The following is a 310-nucleotide window of genomic DNA, read 5'->3' as shown; positions in this document are numbered from 1 at the left end:
CAGGTGTTCTTACACATCATGGCTGATTTGGGCGGTGCCGAAGTCATTGATATGGCCGCTATGGTCAGCAACGTCATCAAGCATTATGAAGGTTAACCAATATCGTTAAGCCCGCACCCAAATAAATGAGCCCATTTGCAAAATGGACAGTCGACCATTACAAGGACGTCAAACAGATGAACGATGAATACTTAGCGTTTTTCCTGTCAAAATTTGGTAGCCCGACAGAAGTTGTCATCGCCACCTCAGAGCAAATAGAGAGCTATCGTGGGATCTTACCCGATAGATTGCTGGAATATTGGCAACAGAT

At 44.8% G+C, this 310-nt stretch carries 1 protein-coding gene; it reads left to right on the top strand.

Translation table 11 applies throughout. The features are described 5' to 3' along the window. Positions 1-125: 125 nt before the first annotated feature. The coding region (locus tag TW84_RS25245) for a GAD-like domain-containing protein (RefSeq protein ID WP_338061769.1) at positions 126-310 on the top strand (185 nt) is incomplete at its 3' end.

It is taken from the genome of Vibrio neptunius, assembly GCF_000967495.1.
Taxonomy (GTDB): domain Bacteria; phylum Pseudomonadota; class Gammaproteobacteria; order Enterobacterales; family Vibrionaceae; genus Vibrio; species Vibrio neptunius.
Note: the sequence above shows the minus strand (reverse complement) of the source record. Positions and strands in the feature narration are given on the sequence as shown.